Annotated in this window: 17 protein-coding genes; 9 read left to right on the forward strand and 8 right to left on the reverse strand. The window is 62.8% G+C overall.

The genetic code is table 11. The features are described from left to right. Window positions 1-10 precede the first annotated feature (10 nt). Both IGS61_RS08530 and IGS61_RS08535 read right to left on the reverse strand, forming a co-directional pair. Window positions 11-1,405 carry a peptidylprolyl isomerase gene (locus IGS61_RS08530; protein WP_230539184.1) on the reverse strand — a complete coding sequence of 465 codons (1,395 nt, stop codon included), beginning with the start codon at window positions 1,403-1,405 and terminating at the stop codon, window positions 11-13. Window positions 1,406-1,508: 103 nt separating this feature from the next. Next, window positions 1,509-3,758 carry an LPS-assembly protein LptD gene (locus IGS61_RS08535; RefSeq protein WP_230539185.1) on the reverse strand — a complete coding sequence of 750 codons (2,250 nt, stop codon included), beginning with the start codon at window positions 3,756-3,758 and terminating at the stop codon, window positions 1,509-1,511. A 99-nt stretch (window positions 3,759-3,857) separates the two neighbouring features. Here IGS61_RS08535 and IGS61_RS08540 point away from each other — a divergent pair, with 99 nt between their 5' ends. The 5 genes from IGS61_RS08540 (at window position 3,858) to IGS61_RS08560 (ending at window position 9,251) form a co-directional block, all read left to right on the forward strand. Continuing rightward, window positions 3,858-4,925: an aminoglycoside phosphotransferase family protein gene (locus IGS61_RS08540; protein WP_230539186.1), complete on the forward strand. Its 1,068-nt coding sequence runs from the start codon at window positions 3,858-3,860 to the stop codon at window positions 4,923-4,925. Window positions 4,926-4,987: 62 nt separating this feature from the next. Then, window positions 4,988-5,707, forward strand: coding sequence for an N-acetylmuramate alpha-1-phosphate uridylyltransferase MurU (gene murU / locus IGS61_RS08545; protein ID WP_230539187.1), 720 nt, complete (start codon window positions 4,988-4,990; stop codon window positions 5,705-5,707). Next, on the forward strand, window positions 5,707-7,029 hold the full coding sequence (locus IGS61_RS08550; protein WP_230539272.1) for an aminopeptidase P N-terminal domain-containing protein: 1,323 nt from the start codon (window positions 5,707-5,709) through the stop codon (window positions 7,027-7,029). Before murU ends, IGS61_RS08550 begins: the two co-directional genes overlap by 1 nt. A gap of 9 nt (window positions 7,030-7,038) precedes the next feature. Further along, window positions 7,039-8,181, forward strand: coding sequence for a UbiH/UbiF/VisC/COQ6 family ubiquinone biosynthesis hydroxylase (locus IGS61_RS08555; RefSeq protein ID WP_230539188.1), 1,143 nt, complete (start codon window positions 7,039-7,041; stop codon window positions 8,179-8,181). A 116-nt stretch (window positions 8,182-8,297) separates the two neighbouring features. Next, complete coding sequence (locus IGS61_RS08560) at window positions 8,298-9,251, forward strand: GGDEF domain-containing protein (RefSeq protein WP_230539189.1); 954 nt, start codon at window positions 8,298-8,300, stop codon at window positions 9,249-9,251. Between the two features lie 48 nt (window positions 9,252-9,299). Here IGS61_RS08560 and IGS61_RS08565 read toward each other — a convergent pair whose 3' ends face one another. From IGS61_RS08565 to IGS61_RS08575, 3 genes are read right to left on the reverse strand one after another with little or no spacing between them, the layout of a single operon-like run. Next, window positions 9,300-10,754, reverse strand: coding sequence for an NAD(P)(+) transhydrogenase (Re/Si-specific) subunit beta (locus tag IGS61_RS08565; RefSeq protein WP_230539273.1), 1,455 nt, complete (start codon window positions 10,752-10,754; stop codon window positions 9,300-9,302). A gap of 8 nt (window positions 10,755-10,762) precedes the next feature. After that, window positions 10,763-11,077 carry an NAD(P) transhydrogenase subunit alpha gene (locus IGS61_RS08570; protein WP_034778841.1) on the reverse strand — a complete coding sequence of 105 codons (315 nt, stop codon included), beginning with the start codon at window positions 11,075-11,077 and terminating at the stop codon, window positions 10,763-10,765. 24 nt (window positions 11,078-11,101) lie between these two features. Then, the gene (locus IGS61_RS08575) at window positions 11,102-12,214 is read right to left on the reverse strand and encodes a Re/Si-specific NAD(P)(+) transhydrogenase subunit alpha (RefSeq protein ID WP_230539190.1); all 1,113 of its coding nucleotides are present in this window, start codon (window positions 12,212-12,214) and stop codon (window positions 11,102-11,104) included. A 412-nt stretch (window positions 12,215-12,626) separates the two neighbouring features. Between IGS61_RS08575 and IGS61_RS08580 the strand changes: the two genes are divergently transcribed. Together IGS61_RS08580 and mnmA are read left to right on the forward strand one after the other, a co-directional pair. Next, entirely contained in the window at window positions 12,627-13,106 is a 480-nt protein-coding gene (locus IGS61_RS08580) for an NUDIX hydrolase (RefSeq protein WP_034745637.1), read from the forward strand. 32 nt (window positions 13,107-13,138) lie between these two features. After that, window positions 13,139-14,260, forward strand: coding sequence for a tRNA 2-thiouridine(34) synthase MnmA (gene mnmA / locus IGS61_RS08585; protein WP_230539191.1), 1,122 nt, complete (start codon window positions 13,139-13,141; stop codon window positions 14,258-14,260). Here mnmA and IGS61_RS08590 read toward each other — a convergent pair. From IGS61_RS08590 to IGS61_RS08600, 3 genes are all read right to left on the reverse strand, one after another. Further along, the gene (locus IGS61_RS08590; protein ID WP_230539274.1) at window positions 14,257-14,667 is read right to left on the reverse strand and encodes a response regulator; all 411 of its coding nucleotides are present in this window, start codon (window positions 14,665-14,667) and stop codon (window positions 14,257-14,259) included. The genes mnmA and IGS61_RS08590 overlap by 4 nt on opposite strands. A 50-nt stretch (window positions 14,668-14,717) precedes the next feature. After that, window positions 14,718-15,491 carry a 5'-3' exonuclease gene (locus tag IGS61_RS08595; protein ID WP_230539192.1) on the reverse strand — a complete coding sequence of 258 codons (774 nt, stop codon included), beginning with the start codon at window positions 15,489-15,491 and terminating at the stop codon, window positions 14,718-14,720. Window positions 15,492-15,707: 216 nt separating this feature from the next. Next, window positions 15,708-16,379, reverse strand: a complete 672-nt coding sequence (locus tag IGS61_RS08600) for a glutathione S-transferase (RefSeq protein WP_230539193.1) — start codon at window positions 16,377-16,379, stop codon at window positions 15,708-15,710. Window positions 16,380-16,541: 162 nt separating this feature from the next. Between IGS61_RS08600 and IGS61_RS08605 the strand changes: the two genes are divergently transcribed. Beyond that, window positions 16,542-17,594: a YjgN family protein gene (locus IGS61_RS08605; protein WP_230539194.1), complete on the forward strand. Its 1,053-nt coding sequence runs from the start codon at window positions 16,542-16,544 to the stop codon at window positions 17,592-17,594. A 3-nt stretch (window positions 17,595-17,597) separates the two neighbouring features. Then, window positions 17,598-18,608, forward strand: a complete 1,011-nt coding sequence (locus IGS61_RS08610) for a M48 family metallopeptidase (RefSeq protein WP_230539195.1) — start codon at window positions 17,598-17,600, stop codon at window positions 18,606-18,608. The last annotated feature ends 92 nt before the right edge of the window (window positions 18,609-18,700 follow it).

An 18,700-nucleotide genomic window follows, 5' to 3' on the forward strand; every position in this document is an offset into this window, starting at 1 on the left:
ATCAGCAGCATTACTGGTCGTCCGCGCGGAATTCGACGTAGGCACGGTCGCGCACTTCGCGCGCCCAGTTTTCCGTCGCTTCTTCCAGCTTGCGTTCGCGCAAGGCATTGCGTGCGGCGGCGCGCTGTTTCTCTTTCGAAACGTCGTCGCTCTTGCGTTCCAGCACTTCGATCAGGTGGAAGCCAAAGCTCGATTCGATCGGCTGGCTCACTTCGCCCGGTTTCAGCGCATTCATCGCCGTTTCGAATTCCGGCACGGTGTCGCCTGGATACAGCCAGCCCAGGTCGCCGCCCTTGGCCGCCGAACCGTCGTTCGAGAACAAGCGGGCCAGGTCTTCGAACTTGGCGGCCTTGTTATCGAGACGCTCTTTCAGTTCCAGCAACTTGCGCTTGGCTTCGGCCGCCGACAGGGTCGGCGTTATTTTCAGCAGGATGTGGCGGGCATGCGTCTGCTGCACGGCAGCGACGGCTTGCGCCTCGGCCGCGCTGCGGCGGTCCACCAGCTTCAGGATATGGAAACCCGTATTGCTCTTGATGATAGGCGTGATCTGGCCCGGCTTCAATTTCAGCAACTGTTCCGTGAACAGGGGCGGCACGCGGTCGCTATGGCGCCAGCCGATATCGCCGCCGCTCAGCGCATCGCTGGCGTCGGAATAGGTGGCGGCCATCTTGGCGAAATCGGCGCCCGTGCGCAGCTGGCGGCTGACTTCTTCGGCGCGCGCGCGGCGCGCGGCGATCTGTTCAGGGCTGGAATTTTCCGGGATGCGCACGAGAATCTGCGCCAGGTTCAGTTCCACCTGTTCGCTGGCGGCCGCTTTTTCCGCTTCCAGGAAGTTATCCACTTCGGAATCGGAAATCTGGATCTTGGCGTCGACTTCATGCTCGCGCAGGCGCTGCATGATGATTTCGTCGCGGATTTCTTCGCGGAAGGTCGCAAACGGCGTGCCTTCTTTTTCCATCTGATTGCGCAACTCTTGCACCGTCATTTTTTGCTGTTCAGCAATACGGCCGATCGCGCGATCCAGGGTCAGGTCATCCACGCGGACGCCCATTTCCTTGGCCAACTGCATTTGTGCGCGCTCAACAATCATGCGTTCCAGCAATTGACGACGCAGGTCGGCAGGATCGGGCAAGGGCACGTTCTGCGCCTTCATGCGCTGCTCCACGCTCTTGATGCGGGCCGCCACTTCATTGCGCGTAATCACATCGTCATTGACGACCACAGCGATGGAGTCGATGGTCTGGCCACTGCTCGAGGCCGGTGGCGTGAACCCCTTGACCGGCGCGGCGGCCGCGGCAGCGGGCTGGGCCGCAGGAGCTGGCGCAGCCTGTTGCGCCCAGACACTACTGGTCGTGGCGCCGGAAATGGCGCACAACAAAACCGTTGCAATTTTGAGTTGGTGCATACTGGCATTACGCATAATGTGTAGAGCGCTCATGAGTTCAGGTGAATAAAAAAACCGGTTTGTGCCAGCGCCGGGAACACCGGCGGCGGCAACGGTGCCTATCTTAACGGAGTGGCTGGCTCAATGTCTGGTAACCAGGGATGGTTTTTGTAAAAGTTTCCAGGCCATTCGCGCCCAGACCCAGGCCATTCGACAAGCCCGTCAATTCCAGCTGGAAGAAGATCGGCGTCGAAACAGTATTGGCCGTCGTCACGAAACGCTGTGCTCCCATGCGGAAGACCCAGCAATCGCCCTTGTATTCCAGGCCAACCAGGCTTTCCAGCATGCGTCGGTCCAGCAAGGAGTAACTGATGCGGCCCACGCCATACAGGCGGTCCGTCAACGGCCATTGCGTCGACACTTCCGCATTGCGCAAACTGCCACGCTGGAAACGATTGCTGAAATTCAATACTTTCTTGGCACCGGGCTGATATTGCAAGCTGTAGTTGTAGCTCATCAAACGGCGATCGCTGGGATTGTACTGCACCAGGCTGTCGACGGTCCAAGTCTCGGACACGCGGCCCGTCGCGGCCAGCAGGATATCCGAGCGCGACTGGTTCACGGGCGTGGTCGAATTGAGCTGCACGCGCTGGTCGGCAAAATAGAAACGCTGGCCGAAGGTCAGGCGCATGCGTTCGGTGCCATCCGACTGCAGGAAGCGCGAGACGACAGCCGCCGTGACCTGGTTGGCATCGGCGATGCGGTCGCTGCCGACAAAACGGTTTTCCGTGAAGATCTGCGTCAGGTTGAACGTGCCGTCGGCCGTATCGAAATTCGGAAACTGCGACTGGTCGCGGTACGGCGTGTAGACATAGAACAGGCGCGGCTCCAGGGTCTGCGTACCGCCCTTGGCACCAAACAGATTCGTGTCGCGTTCAAACACCAGGCCGCTGTCGACCGAGAAGGTCGGCACGGCGCGCGTAAACGAGGTCGACGGGAACAGCGCCTTGGTCCTGGCGTCATTATCGAGCTGATACGCGCTGGCATTGAGCATCAGCTTGGGCGTGACGAAATAGCCAGGGCGCATGATGGGAAAACTCACTTGCGGCACGGCCACCAGGCGCGAACCCTGCACCAGGGTCGGGTGCGAGAAGCGCGTCGCTTCCGCGTCGAAGGTCCAGTCGAAGCCGCCCCAGACATCGTATTTGCCAGCGTGGAAGTTCACCGCTGGCAAGCGGTCATACGGACGCGTGACAGTCAGGCTGGGATTGTTGACCGCGTCGGGATCCTGCAGCACCTGGTAATTCTGCACGCGCGCCGTCAGGCTCCAGTCCTCGGTGCGGTAATCGGTGCGCAATTCGCGCAGCAACTGGCGCTCGGTGGCGGTGGCGACGGTTTTCGAAAAATCGTTCGGATAATTATTGTCGGACGCCTCGCGCAGATCCCAGCTGTAAGTCCAGCCCTTGGCCAGTGCCTGCTCGTGCTTGGACTTGATCATGTAGCGGTTGGTCTTGGTTTGCTTGTCGTTAGGCAAGAACTCAAACGATGTTTCACCGCCGTACAAACCGGCATCCGTTTCGCCCATGTAGCGGCCCGTCGCACCGAGCTGGATGCCGCGCCGCTGAATGTAGCGCGGGTACAGGGTCAGGTCGCGGTTCGGCGCGATGTTCAGGTAATACGGCATCAGCAGCTCGAAACCATTCTTCGAGGCAAAGCCCGGCGTAGGCGCCAGCCAGCCCGAGCGGCGTGCCCCCGACAGCGAAAACGAGATGCCCGGCGTACCCAGGATCGGCACGTCCTTGAAATAGATGATGGTCTTGCTGCCGGTGCCCACGTCGCGGCCCGCATCGAGGTTCAAGGTGCTCGATTTCAGGTACCAGTCCGGATTCGGCCCTTCGCAGGTACTGTACGTGCCATCGATGACGTTGGCTTCGTCAGGGTTGATGAAGTCGATGCGCTCGGCCTTGCCCTGGCCGCCGCCCAATTCGAAGCGGTACGTGGGATTGAGCAGGAAACCCTTGCCGGTCTCCATGTTCAGCTTCAGGACGTCACCCGTGTAGTAATCGCCGAAACGCCACATCTTGATATGGCCTTCGGCATCGAACTGATCTTCAACTTGTTTGTAACAAGCTGTATCGGCCGTCATTTTTGTGGTTTTTCCGCGCTCGATCACGACATTTTTATCGAGATTGAGCTCCCTTTCCGGCCGCCCGCTCATGCTGTTCGCCGTCATGACGGTAGGCGCGTCGGGATCTTCCACATGAACCGGGCGCGGCGCTTTCTGGGCGTGGACAGGCACCGTCGTGGCGGCGACGAGCGCGCTGATGGCGAAAGCCCAGCGCTGCGAAGGGGGGGAGGCCGAAAACCAGCTCATGAATTGGAAGGGGCAAGCACCATTGACAGGCGATTTTTTGATTTGAATCCCTTATTATATGGGAATCTGCACCATCAACCCGATTCCACAGGCCGCTTAATGTCATTCTCCCCCAATTCCCCTGCCGCGCCGGCCTCCGCCGACGCTCGCCTGACCCTGTTGAAAGCCTGGTTGGCCCCGCTGAACCTCGTTTCGCCCGATTCCACCCGCCCCGCTTCCAGCGATGCCAGCTTCCGCCGCTACTATCGTCTCGATGTGCTGCCAGGCAATACAACATTGCCAGGAAGTACACTGATCGCCATGGATGCGCCGCCCGAGCGCGAAAACGCGCCCGCCTTTGTCAAGGTGGCCGGCTTGCTGAAAGGCGCCGGCGTGTCCGTGCCCGAGATCATCGCGCAAGACCTGGAGAATGGCTTCCTGCTGCTCTCCGACCTGGGCACGACCACCTATCTGGATGCCCTGAACCACGACAATGCCAGCGTGCTGTACGCCGAAGCGCTGGAATCGTTGATGAAAATCCAGCTGGCCAGCGCCCCCGACGTGCTGCCCGAATTCGACCGCGCCTTCATCCTGCGCGAAATGAATCTGTTCCCGGAATGGTTCATCGGCAAGCACCTGGGCGCCACCTTGACGGATGTGCAACAAGCCCAGCTGGACAAGGTCTTCGAAGCCATCACGGCGAATATCTTGTCGCAACAGCAAGTATTCATGCACCGCGACTACCATTCGCGCAATTTGATGCACATCAACGATGGTTCGATCCCCAATCCCGGCATCCTCGACTTCCAGGACGCCGTCTTCGGCCCCGTCACCTACGACATCGCCTCGCTGCTGCGCGACGCGTACATCCAGTGGGATGAAGAACTGGTGCTCGACTGGGTGATCCGCTACTGGCAGCGCGCCAAGCAGCTGGGCTTGCCGGTGAACCCCGACATCGACGCCTTCTACCGCGATTTCGAATTCACGGCCCTGCAGCGCCACCTGAAAATCCTCGGCCTGTTCTCGCGCCTGAATTACCGCGATGGCAAGGATCTGTACATGGGCGACCTGCCAACCGTGCTCGACTACGTGCGCAAGACGGCCAACCGCTACACGGAACTCAAGCCGCTGGTGCGCTTGCTCGATGCACTGGAGAATAAAACGCCGCAAGTCGGCTATACGTTCTAGGCACTTTCCTGCTGCGCGGCCTGTCCGCGCAGCCGACTTACCGATACTGAAAACGACTACCCATGAAAGCCATGATCTTTGCCGCAGGCCGCGGTGAACGGATGCGTCCGCTTACCGATACCTGTCCCAAACCGCTGCTGAAAGTGCGCGGCCGCCCGCTGATCGTCTGGCATGTGCTGAACCTGGTGCGCGCCGGCATCACGGACATCGTCATCAACCATGCGCACCTGGGCCATTTGATCGAAGAAACCCTGGGCGACGGCAGCGCGTACGGCGCGCGCATCGCGTACTCGCCAGAAAGCACACCGCTGGAAACGGCGGGCGGCATCGCCCAGGCGCGCCACTTGCTGGGTAATGAACCATTTCTCGCCATTTCCGGCGACATCTATTGCCCCTACTTTGATTTCAAACAAGTACTCGACGTGCTGGCCGACAAAGATGTGCTGGGCACGCCATATGCGGCCGACCAGCGCGACATCGCCTGGACCTACCTGGTGCCCAATCCCGACTTCCATCCCAAGGGCGACTTCGGCCTGACCTTGTTCGCGATCAACAATACGGACGAGACCAAGTGGACTTTCGCCAACATCGGCGTGTACCGTCCCGAGATGTTCGACGGCATCACGCCCGGCAGCCATGCCAGACTGGGCGATCTGCTGCGCCAGTACGCGGACCAGGGGCGCGTGGGCGGCGAAGTCTATACTGGCGAGTGGACGAATGTGGGCACGCCGCAGCAGCTCGACACGCTCAATGGCGTGACGGCCAAGGCCAGCGCAACATGATGGCCAACTACGCGGCCCGGCGCGCGGCGCTGCTGGCGCAGATGCTGCCGGGCAGCGTGGCCATTCTTGCCACGGCGCCCGCAGTGGCGCGCAACAGCGATTGCGATTATCCGTACCGGCACGACAGCTATTTCTATTACCTCAGCGGTTTCACGGAACCCGACAGCGCCGTGGCCCTGGTGGCCGCCAGCGCCACGGCCCCCGCGCGCGCCATCCTGTTTTGCCGCGCCAAGAATACGGAGCGCGAAATCTGGGACGGTTTCCGCCACGGCCCCGAAGCGGCGCGCGCCAGCTTCGGTTTTGACAGCGCCTTCCCCATCGAGGAACTCGATGCGGAAATGAGCCGCCTGCTGGCCGACGCCCCCGCCATCTACTATGCGCTGGGCGGCAGCCTCGATGCACAAGTGAAGGTCTGGCTGCACAATGTGCGGCAGAAGGCCCGCAGCGGCGTCACGGCGCCCGCCATGGCGCATGACATCCATGGCATGCTCGACGCCATGCGCCTGCTGAAAGACCCGGAAGAACAGCAGCTGATGCGCCGCGCGGCCGCCATTTCCAGCGCCGCGCACGCGCGCGCCATGCGCGCCACGCGGCCCGGCCTGCACGAATACGCGCTGGAAGCAGAGCTGCTGTACGAATTTCGGCGCAGCGGCGCGCAGTTCCCCGCGTATTCTTCCATCGTGGCCGGCGGCGGCAACGCCTGCATCCTGCATTACAGCGCCAACAACGCGGTATTAAAAGACGGTGAGCTGGTCCTGGTCGACGCCGGCTGCGAACTCGACGGCTACGCCTCCGACATCACGCGCACTTTTCCCGTCAACGGCCGCTTCAGCGGCCCGCAAAAGGCGCTGTATGAACTGGTGCTGGCGGCGCAGCAGGCGGCGCTGGACGTGGTGCGCCCCGGCTTGCCGCACAGCGCCATCCACGAGGCGGCCGTGCAGGTGCTGGCGCAGGGCATGCTGGACCTGGGTTTGCTTGGCCGCCAAAAAAGCGGCAGCGTGCAGGACGTGATCGCCGACAAGGCCTATATGCCCTTCTACATGCACGGCACCAGCCACTGGCTGGGCATGGACGTGCACGACGTGGGCGCCTACCGCGACACGGGCGCGCCCGGCAAGCCATGGCACGCTTTGGCACCGGGCATGGTGCTGACGGTGGAGCCGGGCATCTACGTGCGCCCCGGCGCGGGCGTGCCGGAGCAATTCTGGCATACCGGCATCCGCATCGAAGACGATGTGCTGGTCACGCCGCAAGGCCATGAAGTCTTCAGCACGGCGCCCAGGAGCGTCGCTGAAATCGAACAACTGATGACACAGGATTAACACCGCCGCATGCATACACCGTCCACTTTCGATCTCGCCATCTGCGGCGCCGGTCCCGTCGGCATGGCGCTGGCCGCCCTGCTGGTGCAGCGCGGCAGCCGCGCCGCCGGCATCGCCCTGCTCGACGCCAAATCCATCGAGCAAGCCCGGCGCGACCCGCGCACCATCGCCCTGTCGCACGGCAGCCGCCAGATACTCGAGGAAGCGGGCGCCTGGCCCGTCGAGGCGACGCCCATCCACCAGATTCACGTCTCGCGCCGCGGCCGGTTCGGGCGCAGCCTGATGGACCGCGGCGAGCATGGCGTCGAGGCGCTCGGCTACGTGGCCCGCTACGGCGCCGTCGTCAGCGCGCTGGCCGACGTATGCGAGCGCCTGGGTGTGGCCAGCTTGCGCCCCGCCCTGGTCACGGGCAGTGAGGAAGACGCCGACGGCGTGTCCGTGCAGATCGACCAGGCTGGCGCCGCGTCGAGCTTGCGCGCCAGCCTGCTGGTGCAGGCCGAGGGCGGCCTGTTCGGCCAGCAGCAGGAGCGCGCCGTCAGCCGCGATTATGGCCAAAGCGCCATCATTGCCCATGTGCGCGTAAGCAGCCCCATCGCCCACCGCGCGTTTGAACGCTTCACCGATGAAGGCCCGCTGGCCTTGCTGCCGCAGGACGACGGCTACGCGCTGGTGTGGTGCGTGCCGCCCACGCGCGCCGAACAATTGCTGGCGCTGGACGACGCAGCCTTCCTGGCCCGCCTGGGCGCCGCCTTCGGCAGCCGCCTGGGACGCTTTACCCATGCGACGGCGCGCCTGGCCTATCCGCTGGGCCTGAACGCGCAGGCGGGCGGCACGGCGCGCACGGTCGCCATCGGCAATGCGGCGCAAACCCTGCACCCGGTGGCGGGACAGGGCCTGAATCTGGGCTTGCGCGACGCCGCCGTGCTGGCCCGCGTGCTGGCGCAGGACTGCAGCCCCGCAGCGCTGGAACGCTACGCCAGCCTGCGCCAGGCCGACCGGGGCCTGACCGTGCGCGTCACCGACACCATGGCGCGCATCTTCACGGGCAGCGCCCCCACGCAAGGCTTACTGGGCCTGTCGCTGGGCTTGCTGGATGCGTTCCCGCCCGCGCGCAAGGGGTTGGCGGAACTGATGATGTACGGCCGCCGCTGAAATATTATTAATAAGGAAAGGGCACGGGCGAAAAAGAAACAGGCGGGCGATCCGGCATGGAGTAAACGGCCCGCGGATGCGACAATGGCTGTCACCTGGCTTTTGGCGACCGTTCCATGACAGATGCATTGCCCGCAGCACCGCCTGCCGCTCTTCCCGAAGTACTTTTTTCCCGCCTGCTGGAAGACGCCCTCGACGCCGTCATCATCATCGACGAGCAGTGCCGCATCCGCTATATCAATGGCGCCATGCAGGCACTGTCGGGCTATGCCGGCGGAGAATTGCTGGGCCAGACCCTGAACGGCCTGTTGCCCGACACCGTCGCCTCGCAGCACGACAACCTCGTCATCAACTACATCCGCAGCTCGCGCCAGTCCAGCGTCCTGGGGAAAATCCGCGAATTCGCCATCCGCCACCGCAACGCACAGATGATCCCCATCGAAATGAAGGCGCTGGACCTGGGCGTGGTCGACGGCATGCGCTATTTCGGCGCCTTCTTGCTCGACGTGCGCGAACGGCGCGAACTGGCGGCCAAGAACGCCAGCCTGCTGGCGCAGCTGGAACAGCAGGCGCTGCACGATGCGCTGACGTCGCTGCCCAACCGGCGCGCCTATGAAGCGCAAGCCGAGCAGGCGATGGCGCGCGCGGCGCGCAGCGGCGCCGCCCTGACCGTGGGCGTGGCCGACCTCGACCACTTCAAGAAGATCAACGACCGCTATGGCCATGCCGTGGGCGACGCCGTGCTGCGCACGGTGGCGCAGGCGCTGCGCGACACGGGACGCATCACCGACGTGGCGGCGCGCCTCGGCGGCGAGGAATTCGGCCTGCTCTTCCCCGACGCGACCTTGCAGCAGGCACACCAGGTGGCCGAACGCATCCGCGCGGCCGTGGCGGCGGCGGTCACCGTGCTGCCCGACGGCGGCGCGCTGCAGGTGACCATCAGCATCGGCGTGGCCTCCCTGACGGCCGGCGCCAGCCTGGACGCGGCCATGTCGGAAGCGGACAAGGCCCTGTACGCGGCCAAGCACCAGGGACGCAATAAAGTCGTCGCGGCAGCGGCCGCCCAATAAAAACGGCCCGCGCAAGGCGGGCCATCTTCCGTTGCGCAAGGCCTTGCCTTACTCGACGGCCTTGAGCATATCCTCGATCACCTTCTTGGCGTCGCCAAACACCATCATCGTGTTCGGCTGGTAGAACAGGTCGTTGTCCAGGCCCGCATAGCCGGACGCCATCGAGCGCTTGTTGACGATGATGCTCTTGGCCTTATAGGCTTCCAGGATCGGCATGCCGGCGATCGGCGATTTCGGGTCTTTCGCCGCCGGGTTGACCACGTCGTTCGCGCCCAGCACCAGCACCACGTCCGTCTGGCCGAATTCGCCGTTGATGTCTTCCATCTCGAACACCTGGTCGTATGGCACCTCGGCTTCGGCCAGCAGCACGTTCATGTGGCCCGGCATGCGCCCCGCCACGGGGTGGATCGCATATTTGACGGTGACGCCCTTGTGCGTGAGCTTTTCCACCAGTTCTTTCAGCGAGTGCTGCGCGCGCGCCACGGCCAGGCCGTAGCCGGGCACGATGATGACGGTTTCCGCATTGCCCATGATGAAGGCGGCATCGTCGGCCGAGCCCGACTTGACGGGGCGCTGCTCCTGCGCGCCGGCGCTGCCTGCCGCCGGCGCATCGCCGCCGAAGCCGCCCAGGATGACGTTGAAGAACGAGCGGTTCATGGCCTTGCACATGATGTACGACAGGATCGCGCCGGAAGAACCGACCAATGACCCCGCGATGATCAGCATCGAGTTATTCAGCGAAAAACCGATGCCGGCCGCAGCCCAGCCCGAGTAACTGTTGAGCATCGACACCACCACCGGCATGTCGGCGCCGCCGATCGGGATGATGATCAGCACGCCCAGCGCAAAGGCGATGACGGTCATGATGATGAACGGCGTCCAGGCCGGTTCCACCCCGTCGGCGAAGCAGAACGCCAGGCCCAGGCCGACCATCACCAGCGCCAGCACCAGGTTGAGCATGTGCTGGCCCTTGAAGCTGACGGGCGCGCCCTGGAACAGGCGGAACTTGTATTTGCCCGACAGCTTGCCGAAGGCGATCACCGAGCCGGAAAACGTGATGGCGCCGACAAAGGTGCCGATGAACAGCTCGAAACGGTTGCCGATGGGCAGCGCCTCGCCGTGTTTGGCGATATTGAAGGCCCACGGTTCCGACACGGCCGCCACGGCGATGCAGACGGCCGCCAGGCCGATCAGCGAGTGCATGGCCGCCACCAGTTCCGGCATCTTCGTCATTTCCACGGTTTTTGCCAGGTAGGCGCCGATGGCGCCGCCAGTGACGATGCCGATAATGACCAGGGTCAAGCCCATGCCGCCCGTCTGCTGTTCCTTGAGTTTCAGGATCAGCGCCACGGTAGTGACGGCGGCAATCGCCATGCCGCTCATGCCGAAAGCATTGCCGCGGCGCGCCGTGGAGGGCGACGACAGGCCTTTCAGGGCCTGGATGAAGCACACCGAGGCGATCAGGTACATCATCGTCACCAGGTTCATGGTGACGAAGCTCATGGCGTGACTCATTCTTTTGCTCCTTGCTTGGCTTTCGGTTCTTTTTTACGGAACATCTCGAGCATGCGCTGCGTGACGAGGAAGCCGCCAAACACGTTGACGGCGGCCAGGGCCACGGCCAGGGTGCCGGCCGCCTGCGCCAGCGGGCCTTGCGTCAGGCCGGCCGCCAGCATGGCGCCGACGATGATGATGGCGGAAATGGCATTGGTAACGGCCATCAGCGGCGTATGCAGCGCCGGCGTGACGGTCCAGACGACGTGATAGCCGACATAAATGGCCAGCACGAAGATGATCAGGTTAATGATGGTGTGACTGATTTCCATGATGTTGTTCTCTCCGGCGCCGCGTTATTTACGTAAGATTTCACTGCTTGCACACACCAGGCTGGCCTTGATGATTTCATCCTCGCGGTCGATCAGCAATTGGTCGTCCTTGTCGATGATGAGCTTTAAAAAGTCCAGCACGTTGCGCGCATACAGGGCCGAGGCGTCGGCCGCCACCAGGGTCGCCAGATTCGGCTCGCCGACGATGTACACGCCGTGTTTGAGCACCGTCTTGCCCAGCTCGGACAGGGGGCAGTTGCCGCCCTGCTCGACGGCCAGGTCGACGATGACGGAGCCCGGTTTCATGGCTTTCACCGTTTCTTCTGAAATCAGCACGGGCGCGGCGCGGCCGGGAATCAGGGCCGTGGTGATGATGATGTCGGCCAGTTTCGCCCGTTCGTGCACCAGTTCGGCCTGGCGCCGCATCCAGTCGGCCGGCATGGCGCGCGCATAGCCGCCCGAACCCTTGGCGATTTCCTTTTCTTCATCGGTGAGGAAGGGCACGTCGAGGAACTTGGCGCCCAGGGACTCCACTTGTTCCTTGACGGGCGGGCGCACGTCGGACGCTTCGATGACGGCGCCCAGGCGCTTGGCCGTGGCGATCGCCTGCAAACCGGCCACGCCCACGCCCATGATCAGCACGCGGGCCGCCTTGACGGTGCCGGCCGCCGTCATCAGCATGGGCATGAAGCGCTGATAGGTATTTGCGGCCACCAGCACGGCCTTGTAGCCGGCGATGTTCGCCTGCGATGACAGCACGTCCATCGATTGCGCGCGCGTGATGCGCGGCACGGCTTCCAGCGCGAAGGCGGACAGCCCGGCCGTGGCCATGGCGGCGATATTGTCCGCGTCAAACGGGTTCAACATGCCGATCAGCACCGTGCCGCTGGCCATCAGGGCCCGCTCAGCGGCGTCCGGTGCGCGCACCTTGAGCACGATGGCGCAACCGTATGCTTCCTGGGCGGTGCCGATCTGCGCGCCGGCGGCGGCATAGGCTTCATCGGGAATCGACGCTTGCAGGCCCGCTCCCGACTGCACGACGACTTGATGCTTGGCTGCCAGCTTCTTGACTGTCTCGGGCGTTGCTGCCACCCGCGTTTCACCAGGCCGTGTTTCGGCCGGTATGCCTATCCTCATGATGCCTCCGCTAATTGATAAACTGACTAGAATCTAACACGGAAAGCAGCGCGTTAAACGTTTGTGAACCAGCAACTTTTAGTCGTACGACACTAATTTCATCAACATCCCACGATTCGTTTCACCATGCGGCGCAGCGACCATATTGTGGGAAAGGTGTGTCAATCTCACCACAGTCGAGCCTGCGTGCGCGCTTGTTTTGACCACAGGGAAAGCCTATATTAGCGGGCGTTTCCTGCCATCTTGCCGACTAAGCCCCCATGCTAGTGCGCTCCCGGGGAAAGACGTAAGTACCTCCCACCGCTATTTGCTAAAACGTTGTCATTTATCAATATGTCCGCGCAACAGAAGGCCGGGTTCAAACCGCGCGCGCAGAACAAGATAAAATGTCGGCTCTTTCAAGGATGGAATCATGCCGAGAATCTGGAAACCCTCTGTCACCGTTGCCGCCATCGTCGAGCGCGACGGCCTGTTTTTACTGATTGAAGAAGAGACCAGCGAAGGCATCAAGATCAATCAACCGGCCGGTCACCTCGACCCGTTCGAGTCGCTGGAACAGGCGGTGATCCGCGAAACGCTGGAAGAAGCGGCCTACGATTTCATCCCCACGGCACTGGTCGGCATGTACATGTCGCGCTACCAGTCACTGCGCACGGGCGAGGACGTGACCTATCTGCGCTTCACCTTTTGCGGCACGGCCGGCGCCGAGCATGACCGCCCGCTGGACGAAGGCATCATCCGCACCCTGTGGATGACGCGCGACGAGCTGGCGGCATGCCAGGAACGCCACCGCAGCCCCCTGGTGCTGCAGTGCGTGGACGAATACCTGGCCGGCCGGCGCGCGCCGCTGGCCCTGCTGCACACGCATGCGTCCGTTTTCAATAGCGCATAGCAACATTATCTAAAAAGTAACTGGAAGGCAAGATGAGCAAGAAGAAAGTCGTTATCGGCATGTCGGGCGGGGTCGATTCCTCGGTCGCGGCATGGATGCTGAAGGAACAAGGCTATGAAGTCATCGGCCTGTTCATGAAAAACTGGGAAGATGACGACGATTCGGAATACTGCTCCACGCGCCAGGACTGGATCGACGCGGCCAGCGTGGCCGACGTCATCGGCGTCGATATCGAAGCCGTCAATTTCGCTTCCGAATACAAGGACCGCGTGTTCGCCGATTTCTTGCGCGAATACCAGGCCGGCCGCACGCCGAACCCGGACGTGCTGTGCAACGCCGAAATCAAGTTCAAGGCCTTCCTTGACCACGCCATGACCCTGGGCGCCGACCTGATCGCCACCGGCCACTATGCGCGCGTGCGCCAGGCGCCGACCGATGCGGGCCGCTATGAACTGCTCAAGGCCGTCGACGCCAGCAAGGACCAAAGCTATTTCCTGCACCGTTTGAACCAGGCGCAGCTGTCCAAGACCTTGTTTCCGCTCGGTGAAATCCCGAAGACGCAAGTGCGCCAGATCGCCGAAAAACTGGCCCTGCCGAACGCGCAGAAGAAGGATTCCACGGGTATCTGCTTCATTGGCGAACGCCCGTTCCGCGAATTCTTGAACCGCTACCTGTCGTACAAGCCGGGCCCGATGAAAACGGCGGACGGCAAGACCGTGGGCGAACACGTGGGACTGAGTTTTTACACGCTGGGCCAGCGCAAGGGTATCGGCATCGGCGGCGTGAAGTCGTACCAGAATGCGGACGGCAGCAGCGACGCCTGGTATGTGGCGCGCAAGGATATCGCCAACAACACCCTGTGGGTGGTGCAGGGCCACGACCACCCGTGGCTGCTGTCGCCATCGTTGACGGCCGACCAGGCCAGCTGGGTGGCCGGCACGGCGCCGCAGGCGGGCGCCTTGAGCGCCAAGACGCGCTACCGCCAGGCCGACGTGGCTTGCCAGTTGTTGCCGAATGGAAATGAACTGTTCAGCCTGGCGTTTGACCAGGCGCAATGGGCCGTCACGCCGGGCCAGTCGGCCGTGCTGTACGACGGCGACGTGTGCCTCGGTGGCGGCATCATCGCCAGCGCGACGGGCCTGGCTGGCGTCTAGGTATTGCCTTGCGCAGCGGCGGCCAAGGCCTGCTGCTGCTTGCGCACCATGGCGATCACCGTGTTGCGCACGGTTTTCAGGACCGTGTCGGCCATGAAGGGTTTCACGATGAAGCCCGACACGCCCATGGCATGGGCCGCCTGCAGCGAGGCGGCGTCGATGCCGCCCGAGACCATGAAAATGAGCGTCTTCGGGTACTGGGCGCGGATGGTTTGCACCACATTCGTCCCGTCTTCCACCTGTTCGCGCGCGATGCAGACGAAATGCGGGTGGTGCTTGACCAGCAGCGCCAGCCCCAGCGCGCTGGTATGCGTCTGCCCGCAGACGTCGTAGCCGCCATCGGTCAGGACCGTGTTCAGCAGGCCGCGCGCCACGGCGCTGCTATCGATCAGGACTGTCTTTAACATCATGATTACTTCCCTTGCTTGATTTATTCCGTGTTCTGGCCAGAAGAGCTCTATTTTTCCCAGACGAGCTTGTTCCAGGTCACACCCAGGGTCACGTCGGTCTTGAGTTCTACTAACTTTCTTGAAAGATACAGTATTTCCCGCTCTTTTCGCAGGCTTTCGCCCAGCGTGCCGGGCAAAATGCCCGCGCCGGCCATCACGGCGTCGATATTGCCGTAAGCGCGCAACAGTTTCGCGCCCGTCTTCAGGCCGATCTTCGACACGCCGGGGATGCTGTCGGTGACGTCGCCCATCAGCGCCAGCAGGTCGGGCAGCAGTTCCGGCGGCACGCCGAACTTTTTCTCGACCCAGGCGCGGTCGTGCCAGATGCCCTTGAAATGGTCCCACACGAGCGCGCCGTGGGCGATCAGGCCATGCAAATCCTTGTCGGTGGTGGCGATGACGGCCGCGCCGCGCCCCTCGTGCAGCCAGCGCATGACGGCCGTGCCGATCACGTCGTCGGCCTCGACCTCGGGGATGCTGACCACGTGCATGCCGAAGCTGGCCAGGGTGGCGTAAAAGCCGGGCAAGGCGTCGCGCAGCACCTGCGGCATGGGCTGGCGCCCCTCGCGGTAACCGGCATACAGCGCGTGGCGCCAGGTGGGGCCGCCAAAGTCGAAGGCGGGCAGGATGTGCGTCGGCTCGTGGTCGTTGATGAGGGTGCGGAACGACGACAGCGCATGGCGCAGCGCGATCTCCGCCTTCAGGTCGGAATCGGGTTCAGGACTGGCTTCGTAGACGCGGCGTACGATATTCAAGCCGTCGATAGCGAGGAGTCTGGCCATGCGGTAAGTAAATACTGGTTGAATCGGGCATTTTACCGTATGGAGCGAGCACTATTCCCCGCGAATTCCGCTTGGCAGGTTTTACGCGGCGTAACAACGCCTAACAAAACCGTAGCGAGCGGAAGTGAATTGTGGCTAAGAAGCGCAACCGTACTCAAGTACGGTGAGCATCGCAGGCCGCAAGTCGCGACGCGCAGTAGGTTTGGTTAGGCGTTCTCATTTGGCGAAATCGTAGGGGCCGCCACGCTCCAGGGCACGTTGATACGCGGGCCGCGCGTGGATGCGCTGCAGGAACGCCGTCAGCTTCGGCAGGCTCTCGTCGAGTCCGCCGCGCATGGCCGCCGCTTCCAGCGGAAAGCTCATCTGGATATCGGCCGCCGTGAATTCATTGCCGGCAAACCATTTGCTTTTCTCCAGTTCCGCTTCCATGTAGGCCAGCTGGCTGGTGATATTGGGCAGGATGAAGCTGCTCTTGACCTTGCTGGCGATGCCGCGCGCGACCGGTTTGACGAAAAACGGCATCGGCGACGACTCGACCTTGTCGAACACCAGCTTCATCAGCAGCGGCGGCATGGCCGAGCCTTCCGCGAAATGCAGCCAGTAGGTCCAGCGCAGCTTGTCCGGCGTGCCGGCCGCCGGTATCAACCGGCCATTGCCGTAGCGCTCGACCAGGTAATCGATGATGGCGCCCGACTCGGCGATGGTATTGGCGCCATCCGTGATCACGGGCGACTTGCCCAGCGGATGGACGGCTTTCAAGGAAGCGGGCGCCAGCATGGTTTTCGGGTCGCGCTGGTAGCGCTTGACCTCATATTCCAGGCCCAGTTCCTCGAGCAGCCAGAGCACGCGCTGCGAGCGCGAATTGTTCAGATGGTGGACGACGATCATGGTTTTCCCGGTAGCGATGGTTGAGTTCCAGTATAGCCGGGACGGCCGGATCGGGGCAGCGCAAGCGAATCGACGAAAAAATTGCGAAAAACAGTATTTTCAATTGATAACTTTTCAATAATCCCTTATCTTGTTTTGTTTCCAATAAGTAAGGAAACCCCTGTGGATTTCGACGCAAACAACACTACTCCCAGACAAGAAGCCATCACCTTCAGCGCCACCGGCAGCGAATACTTCCGTATCTGGATCGTTAACCTGCTGCTGAGCATCGTCACCCTGGGCATTTACTCGGCCTGGGCCAAGGTGCGCCGCAACCGCTATTTCTATTCCAGCACCCACCTGGCCGGCAGCAGCTTCGAATACCATGGCAATGCCGTGGCCATCCTGAAAGGCCGCATCGCCGCCGTGGTGCTGATCGCCGGCTACAACATCGCCTTCCAGGTCTCGCCCATCGTCGGCTTGCTGATGTTCGTGCTGCTGGCCGCCATTCTGCCCTGGCTGATATGGAAAAGCCTGCAATTCAAGCTGTACAACACCAGCTACCGTGGTATCCGCTTCGGTTTCAGCGGCAGCGCCAAGGATGCCTACAAGTACTTCCTGTGGCTGCCCATCCTGAATACCTTCACGGGCGGCCTGATGACGCCTTTCCTGCACCAGCGCCTGAAGCGCTTCCAGCACACGCAAAGCCGTTTCGGCGCCACCCATTTCAGCTTTGACGCCACGGTCGGCAGCTTCTACAAGACCTATCTGCTGTTCTTCGCGCTGCTGCTGGGCGGGCTGCTGGTGCTGGTTTTCGTCGTCTTCGGCAGCATGTTCGCCTCGTTTTCCACCGATATGAGTGACAGGGCCAAGCTCGAAAGCGTGCTGTTTGCCATCGGCGCCCTGTACCTGTGGGCGTTTACCGTGCTGCCGCTGTTCCTGACCATGATCCAGAACCTGATCTGGAACAATACGCGCTTGCAGCAGCACCAGTTCCAGTCGCAGCTGACGTGGGGCCGCACCACCTTCGTCATGCTGACTAACCTGCTGGGCGTGGTCTTCACCCTGGGCCTGTTTACGCCATTCGCCCAGGTGCGCTGGCTGAAATACCGCCTGGAGGCGACCTCGATGCTGGTGCATGGCAGCCTGGACGAGTTCGTCGCCGCCACGGGCCAGCAAGTATCGGCCACGGGCGAAGGCATGGTCGACCTGCTGGACTTCGACCTGTCGCTGTAAGCAATGAACGCCGACACGCAAGAAGACCACGCCGCGCTGGCCGCCCGCTATTTCGACGGCCAGAGCTCGCGCCTGTACCACGTCATGCTCAGCGTGCGCGATGGCGTGGCCGTGCTGGCGGGCGACATCGAGCGCAGCTGCCCGCTGGGCGAGCTGCACGTGTCCGAACGCAGCCGCCACGCCGTGCGCAAGGTCAGCTTTCCAGACGGCGCCTACCTGGAAATCGCCGACCAGGCGGCCTTCAACGACATGCTGCACGCCACGGGCCACCGCGACGGCTGGGTGGTGCGGCTGCAGCAAAGCTGGCGCGGCGCCCTGCTGGCGACGGTGGCCACGGTGCTGGCCCTCTGGCTCAGCTATCAATACCTGCTGCCGCTGGCGGCCAAGGGCATCGCGTACACCCTGCCGCAGTCGGTCGAACGGCAGCTGGGCCAGGGCGTGCTCGACATGCTGGACCGCCATGTATTCGCGCCCAGCCAGCTCGATGGCGCGCGCCAGCAAGCCTTGCGCGCCCAGTTCGCGCGCCTGGCCACGCCCGGCGACAGCACGCCCGAGCACCGCATCGTGTTTCGCAAGAGCAAGATCGGCCCGAATGCGTTTGCCCTGCCGTCCGGCGACATCGTGCTGACCGACGAAATGATCGAACTGCTGCCGGACGACCAGGCCATCATGGGCGTGCTGGCGCATGAGCTGGGACATTTGCAGCAGCGCCACCTGACGCGGCGCATCATCCAGACCTCGGCCGTGGGCGCCGGCGCGGCGCTGCTGTTCGGCGACGTGTCGACGGTGGTGGCAACCCTGCCGCCGTTGCTGCTGGACTTGAAGTATTCGCGCGATGTCGAACGCGATGCGGACGACTACGCGATCGCCATGCTGCGCCAGAACGGCATCGCGCTGGAACACCTGGCGCAGGTGTTTGTCGCCTTGGGCAAGCTGGACGAAGGCACGCCGTATCTGTCGAGCCATCCGGCCAGCGCCGAGCGGGTCGAGCGCATCCGCGCCGCACAGCGCTAAGCGCCTCACGCGGCGCTTCCGGGCGCCGCGTTCTTTCCCACCAGCACGTTCCGTGAATCGAAGGTAGACTCATCAGTTATCAGTCTGACTTC

The organism is Janthinobacterium sp. FW305-129, assembly GCF_020858115.1.
GTDB lineage: Bacteria > Pseudomonadota > Gammaproteobacteria > Burkholderiales > Burkholderiaceae_D > Janthinobacterium.

Coding starts and splice junctions, on each gene's coding strand:
- IGS61_RS08530 (WP_230539184.1), bottom strand. CDS start 1,405: ATGCACCAACTCAAAATTGCAACGGTTTTGTTGTGCGCCATTTCCGGC.
- IGS61_RS08535 (WP_230539185.1), bottom strand. CDS start 3,758: ATGAGCTGGTTTTCGGCCTCCCCCCCTTCGCAGCGCTGGGCTTTCGCC.
- IGS61_RS08540 (WP_230539186.1), top strand. CDS start 3,858: ATGTCATTCTCCCCCAATTCCCCTGCCGCGCCGGCCTCCGCCGACGCT.
- murU (WP_230539187.1), top strand. CDS start 4,988: ATGAAAGCCATGATCTTTGCCGCAGGCCGCGGTGAACGGATGCGTCCG.
- IGS61_RS08550 (WP_230539272.1), top strand. CDS start 5,707: ATGGCCAACTACGCGGCCCGGCGCGCGGCGCTGCTGGCGCAGATGCTG.
- IGS61_RS08555 (WP_230539188.1), top strand. CDS start 7,039: ATGCATACACCGTCCACTTTCGATCTCGCCATCTGCGGCGCCGGTCCC.
- IGS61_RS08560 (WP_230539189.1), top strand. CDS start 8,298: ATGACAGATGCATTGCCCGCAGCACCGCCTGCCGCTCTTCCCGAAGTA.
- IGS61_RS08565 (WP_230539273.1), bottom strand. CDS start 10,754: ATGAGCTTCGTCACCATGAACCTGGTGACGATGATGTACCTGATCGCC.
- IGS61_RS08570 (WP_034778841.1), bottom strand. CDS start 11,077: ATGGAAATCAGTCACACCATCATTAACCTGATCATCTTCGTGCTGGCC.
- IGS61_RS08575 (WP_230539190.1), bottom strand. CDS start 12,214: ATGAGGATAGGCATACCGGCCGAAACACGGCCTGGTGAAACGCGGGTG.
- IGS61_RS08580 (WP_034745637.1), top strand. CDS start 12,627: ATGCCGAGAATCTGGAAACCCTCTGTCACCGTTGCCGCCATCGTCGAG.
- mnmA (WP_230539191.1), top strand. CDS start 13,139: ATGAGCAAGAAGAAAGTCGTTATCGGCATGTCGGGCGGGGTCGATTCC.
- IGS61_RS08590 (WP_230539274.1), bottom strand. CDS start 14,667: ATGTTAAAGACAGTCCTGATCGATAGCAGCGCCGTGGCGCGCGGCCTG.
- IGS61_RS08595 (WP_230539192.1), bottom strand. CDS start 15,491: ATGGCCAGACTCCTCGCTATCGACGGCTTGAATATCGTACGCCGCGTC.
- IGS61_RS08600 (WP_230539193.1), bottom strand. CDS start 16,379: ATGATCGTCGTCCACCATCTGAACAATTCGCGCTCGCAGCGCGTGCTC.
- IGS61_RS08610 (WP_230539195.1), top strand. CDS start 17,598: ATGAACGCCGACACGCAAGAAGACCACGCCGCGCTGGCCGCCCGCTAT.